At 36.7% G+C, this 5,160-nt stretch carries 6 protein-coding genes; all 6 read right to left on the reverse strand.

The window, feature by feature from the left end; translation table 11 throughout:
- Nucleotides 1-426: 426 nt before the first annotated feature.
- Nucleotides 427-1,122, reverse strand: a complete 696-nt coding sequence (locus tag F1E73_RS16320) for a hypothetical protein (protein ID WP_150452563.1) — start codon at nt 1,120-1,122, stop codon at nt 427-429.
- Complete coding sequence (locus F1E73_RS16325) at nt 1,119-1,616, reverse strand: hypothetical protein (protein WP_150452564.1); 498 nt, start codon at nt 1,614-1,616, stop codon at nt 1,119-1,121. Before F1E73_RS16325 ends, F1E73_RS16320 begins: the two co-directional genes overlap by 4 nt.
- A gap of 296 nt (nt 1,617-1,912) precedes the next feature.
- The gene (locus F1E73_RS16330; RefSeq protein ID WP_191089047.1) at nt 1,913-2,254 is read right to left on the reverse strand and encodes a helix-turn-helix domain-containing protein; all 342 of its coding nucleotides are present in this window, start codon (nt 2,252-2,254) and stop codon (nt 1,913-1,915) included.
- Nucleotides 2,255-2,325: 71 nt separating this feature from the next.
- On the reverse strand, nt 2,326-3,024 hold the full coding sequence (locus tag F1E73_RS16335; RefSeq protein ID WP_150452566.1) for a hypothetical protein: 699 nt from the start codon (nt 3,022-3,024) through the stop codon (nt 2,326-2,328).
- Nucleotides 3,025-3,039: 15 nt separating this feature from the next.
- Nucleotides 3,040-4,263 (reverse strand): site-specific integrase, encoded by a 1,224-nt coding sequence (locus F1E73_RS16340; RefSeq protein ID WP_150452567.1) that lies wholly within the window; start codon nt 4,261-4,263, stop codon nt 3,040-3,042.
- Between the two features lie 512 nt (nt 4,264-4,775).
- The gene (locus tag F1E73_RS16345; protein ID WP_150452568.1) at nt 4,776-5,147 is read right to left on the reverse strand and encodes a hypothetical protein; all 372 of its coding nucleotides are present in this window, start codon (nt 5,145-5,147) and stop codon (nt 4,776-4,778) included.
- Between the last annotated feature and the right edge of the window lie 13 nt (nt 5,148-5,160).

A 5,160-nucleotide genomic window follows, 5' to 3' on the forward strand; every position in this document is an offset into this window, starting at 1 on the left:
TTTGATAATCAAAGGGTTACAGAAATGTAGCCCTTTTTTTATTTCCTCTTGTAACATAATTGTAACATAATACCTTTTTAAGGCTATAACCTGAATAGAAAAAACCTATCAAGTCATGATGAAGTGATAGGTTTATCTTATGGCTGTTGTCGACCTTCTTAGAGGTTAACAGTAAGGTTTATGTTGTTAGGTGTCGACGTTAATACACCTTCTACGTCGATTGTTGATGTTTCTTTTTATAATATCTTTCTAAAGTATCTTTTTATAGGTTGTCATCATCTTTAAATTAATACAATGGTACTGTAGACAATTTGTAAACCCCTTTATTATAGGTTGCGTTAAGGCCCCCCATCGGGAGGGGGTGCCCTAGGGGGTAGGCAAGGGGGTAGGTATGCCCCTCCCCAAGGGGGTAGGTAAGGGGGTACCCTAGGGGGGTGCCGATAGTTGTTTGATAGCCTTTTCCCGTGCTTCTTTTTCTTCTTGTTTTCGTTTCTTGTTCTTGTATGATGCTCTATTGGTTTCTGCTATTAATACCAGTTCTTCCATAGATAGCTTAAAGCTTACGTAAAAACCTCTTGTGTAATAGGAGTAGGTCCGCAAATACCAGTCATTGCTTAGTGCTTCTTTAATTTTTCTTGTTTGGTAATTATTGGCATACTTTCGTATCTCTGCTGATAGCTCATCAATGGATTTTATTGATTTTGCTTTGCCGTCCATTCTCGCCCATAGATAGTTATTAGTTATCTTTATGTATCTTTTATCCTGTATTATGCTCCGTAATGCCAAAAAACCCAATAGGCATACTTTGTGGAACTCGTTTTTATCGTCTTTATAATAGTCAAAAAACATGTCCTTGTTAATTCCTACCATTGGGGAGTTTGGTTCAATACTGCTGTATAGCATTTCCCCATTGTGATAGGACTTAATAGCATTGCCTGCTGTTACACCAAAAAACTTACAGGCAGAACTTACTTGTACATTAATTTCATTGTCATGGGTATACCGTAGAGTATGGGTATAAATGGCGTAATCAAAAATATTGTTTAATACAGTATGGCTATCCTGCATAAATCCTTCAAGTAGCTGAATAGGAAAGTTAAAATATCGTTCTTCCTTGCTCATGACTTAGTGAATTTATGATACCATGTAAAGAAATCCCAAAAATCTCTAGCAATGAGGTAAATGCCCCCTGCTTGCTCTATTTTCTCTTGGTAGTCCTTTTGTGCTTGACTTTGGTAATTATCGCCTGTAGCCTTGCATTTAACCTCTATTTTGACCGAACGCCCTCTAATAGTTGCGGAAATATCCGCAGTTCCATTTTGTGAACTGCTTTTAATCCATCTAACCCCTCCTAGGGTGGCACTTCCAAAACTGCCAAGGGTTTTTTTACGGCTGTCTAATATTCGGCCAGTTGAATTAATCCGCTCCGCTTGGTATCCGTTTAAGTTGATGTAATCTACAATGCATCTAGTAAGCCCGTTAGACGTCTTGTCCGTGTATCTAGGCTTAGGTATTGCATGGCTTGGAACATTCGGGTAATGGCTCCTAATTGCGCCCATGGCCAGCCTTACAAGCTTATTAATTGGGTTTTCGTGCTTCGATCTTTTTGATTCCATAACCTAAAACAATTTTAATTGGTTAGACTTAGGGAACAAATCGGGGTTTGTGCTTAAATAGCCTGCTGGGTGCTTGGTTATCTTGCAGTAATCCGTTTTAACTGACTCTATCCTGTTTGATTTGCGCCACCTAGCAACGTAACGACAAATATTGGCCCTTAATATTCCAGTTTCAATACTTACCATTAACATGGTTTTCGGGTATTCTTTAAACGCCCTATAAACAAGGGTCGATTGTGTGTCGAATGTCGTATCTTGCCCTTGTCTATTATTTGGGCTGTTATAGTGAGTATTCATTATTTCAGCCCTTTTTTATTGTTAGACAAATAAGCATCTGCATCGGCTTGTAACTCTTTTATAGTTTTCTGCCTGCCTGTTTTAATCCAGTCAATAATTTCGGACTTGAAGAAATACAAGCGGTTCCCTTTTTTATGGTAGGGTATTTCATTCCGCTGTACGTATCCGTAAAGGGTGGGTTTTGTCAACCCTGTAATTGGTACAACCTCATCGATAGGTATAGGTACTTCAATTTCGGGTTGTGGTTTTTCCTTGTTAAGTAACAAGGCCTTTAATTCGCTTTGTCCTTTTAGAATTTCAGCGACTGCACTGGGCAGATTTTCAAACTTTAATGTTTCCATTGTAGTAATTATTTAAAAGTGAACTACAATGGTATGCGGGGCTTTTAGGGGCAAGACTATGTGAGTACTCCCTATTTTAATTGTTCGTAGTCTTTAATGACCGTTTCCTTGTGTAGGTATGCTGTATAGCGGCTTGTGTTTTCTTTTGAACTTTCCGAAAGAGAGTTAATGTTACCTCTTACGGTTCGACCGTCTTTGTCGCTTTTAAACCATTTTGAAATCTCTTTATTAAGTGTGGTTTTGTTATAATTAAATTCATTCCTCCATAAGTAGTCTATAAACTCCAAATGATCGAGCATTGCAATGGCATAGGGTAGTCTATTGTTGCTTATTTTTTCAACTAAATGGGCTTGGTTTTCCTCGGTCAGATTCTTTACTTTCTCTAGTTTAAAAAAGTTATGCTTTGATAAATTATCATTCAAAATTTCAGTCAAAGTTTTAACTGGTTGTGCTACTTCCTTTGTTGAGGTTGCTAGACTATCAGCCTGTAAATATTGCTTTAAGTTATCTATTTGTTTTTTTATCTTATCCATTTTGCGATTATGCTCGCCAGGTGCTACAAAGCCATAAGGTAATTTTGCAATATCTTTGTAACCTATCGGCCTATAAGACCTTTCTAGGCTCTCTATCTTATCTTTGATAGTATTGTTTACTTCTTCGATTTGCTTGAGGTTAAACGCATCTAGTGAGTTTGGTTCGGGGACTTTCCCGTGGTTCTTGATGTCGTTTATTATGGCTATGTAATTGGGTACTGTCTTTTTATTTCCCATTTTTCTTTTATCGTATTAGTTAGCCTGTTTGAACCCGTCTGTAAGCACGTCCGTTTGTTGTTGTATCTGTTCATCTTCAAAGCTGTCTAAATAGCTTTGTGTTACACTTACGGAGCTATGCCCAAGTAATTCGCTTATCATTTCTGTTTGAGCCCCTGAGCGCTTTAAAACCGTTGCAAAACTATGGCGAGCGTGGTACGTTGTTACTTTCTTATCGAGCTTTAACTCTACACCTATCTGCTTCATGTACTTGTTAATTGTTTTGGTGAGTTGTTGGTACGTGGCTCGCTGCTTTTCTGCTGTCATACCATTTTTAATGTGAGGGAAAATGTAAGCACCTTTATCAATAGAGGGTTGGCCCCACTTCTTAATTATTTCCCTAGCTTCATCCTTTAAGGCAATAGTAATTTGCTTACTAGTCCTATTGCTTCTCTTGGTTTTTGCCCTTTGGTATTTAATAATATCCCCGTCAACATTATTCCATTTTAGCAAACAAAAGTCTTTTACGTTCATGCCGTTACATAGGTACAGGAATAGCCAATAATCTTTGGCCATTTCCTTAGTGCTATTTGGGGGTGCTTGGTAGTTGTAAATTTTTCCAATTTCCCCCATTGTTAAGGCTTTCTTTTCGTTTTTACCCTTCGGTATCGTGTACTTGTTTTTTCCTTGCCCAAATGGGTATAGGCTATTATCAACATCTTGGTAATTATAGATGGCCCTTAGACTTCTTAAATAAATACCAACCGTGGAAATGCTTTTTTTGTTTTCAAGCATCCAATTTTCGTATTTTCTTAGAAATGTTGGGGTAACTTCGGCAAAGGTTAAACCTTTTTTAAATAATTCTAGGCTATTTTTAGCACAATTATAACTTGATGCCGTTCCTACTCTTTTTTCTGTTTTTAGTCTATCAATGTACTTATCAAATGCAAATGACACGCTATCAAAAGCATTGCGCTGTTCTAAATATCCTTCTTCAAAATTATCGAAAGTAAAAATGCTGAGGTTATCTAGTACGGTTTGGGCCTTTTGTAGGAAGTACGATATTTTGATATTTATTTTTTTTTGCCCTGCATTTCTTCGCTTGCCATACATTATCGTTTCAAAGTCGTCCTTTAGCAAATCAATTCCCGTTGCATAATACCTTCGTATGCCATTAAAGGTTATTCTAATTTTAACAGAGTGCTGTCCATTCTTCTTTGGCCTACTATCTAGGTAAACCGATGCAGTTGCTTTTTTCATGGCTAAATTGATTTTTGTAACATCTTTGTAACATAATTGTAACACAAATCTAATAAATTAACCGATACCAATCCACTAAGAAATAAGTAAATGAAAGGTGCTATCCCTTTATTTATAGGTAATTGAGTGTATTTTGTTATAGTTGTGTTATTTGTTGGTTTAGGCCGTAAAATATGACTGTTAATCAGAGGGTCCTTGGTTCGAGCCCAAGAGGGGGAGCTTCTAAATCAGGCAGTTACATGAAAATGTAGCTGCCTTTTTTATTTAGTTGCGTGCTTTTTGCGTGCTTTTTTGAGATTGTGACCTATTGTTGAGTTTGTGGAAAATTTGTCGTCAATCCATATAGTAAGATACACGTCTTGTTGAGGTGTTGTAAATCAACTACATTTTTTTGAGAATAATTTTCCTTTAGGTATTTACCACAAGTAAATCGAAAAATAAACTAGGTATCACGTTCTCCAGATAAGGCTATTTGTTTGTAAACCTAATTATGTTCAATGCTTCAAACATATTTATTTTTGAGAAGCGTCCATATAATCCTGCCAGATTACCAAAATGTATTTATCTTTTCCATTATGCCTTTTTTTTAAGAAACCGTATTCATAAACAAAGAGGTAAACATCTCCCTTTTGGTTTTTCCAATAATGGGTGAAAAATGTGGGATCAAATCCTTCTTCCATCAGGACTGATTTCCTAATGGTGGTGTACCCAGACCTATTGTATTTCTTTAACAGTTTTCGGTTAATATTAAGGTGTCTGTCGACCTTAAAATAAAATGTCTCATTTTTTTGACGCTGTTCATACTGGTTAATAGACCGGCATTTTGCCGAACAGAATTGCTTATCAGATCTACCTTTTACGATAGCGTTGCAGATTGGACATATTTTTCTGGTTTCC

The sequence above is a fragment of the Arenibacter lacus genome, from assembly GCF_008711145.1.
Lineage (GTDB): Bacteria > Bacteroidota > Bacteroidia > Flavobacteriales > Flavobacteriaceae > Arenibacter > Arenibacter amylolyticus.

Bases quoted from the DNA above. Each gene is read 5' to 3' on its own strand.
- F1E73_RS16340 (WP_150452567.1), bottom strand. From the start codon at position 4,263: ATGAAAAAAGCAACTGCATCGGTTTACCTAGATAGTAGGCCAAAGAAG.
- F1E73_RS16335 (WP_150452566.1), bottom strand. From the start codon at position 3,024: ATGGGAAATAAAAAGACAGTACCCAATTACATAGCCATAATAAACGAC.
- F1E73_RS16325 (WP_150452564.1), bottom strand. From the start codon at position 1,616: ATGGAATCAAAAAGATCGAAGCACGAAAACCCAATTAATAAGCTTGTA.
- F1E73_RS16330 (WP_191089047.1), bottom strand. From the start codon at position 2,254: ATGGAAACATTAAAGTTTGAAAATCTGCCCAGTGCAGTCGCTGAAATT.
- F1E73_RS16320 (WP_150452563.1), bottom strand. From the start codon at position 1,122: ATGAGCAAGGAAGAACGATATTTTAACTTTCCTATTCAGCTACTTGAA.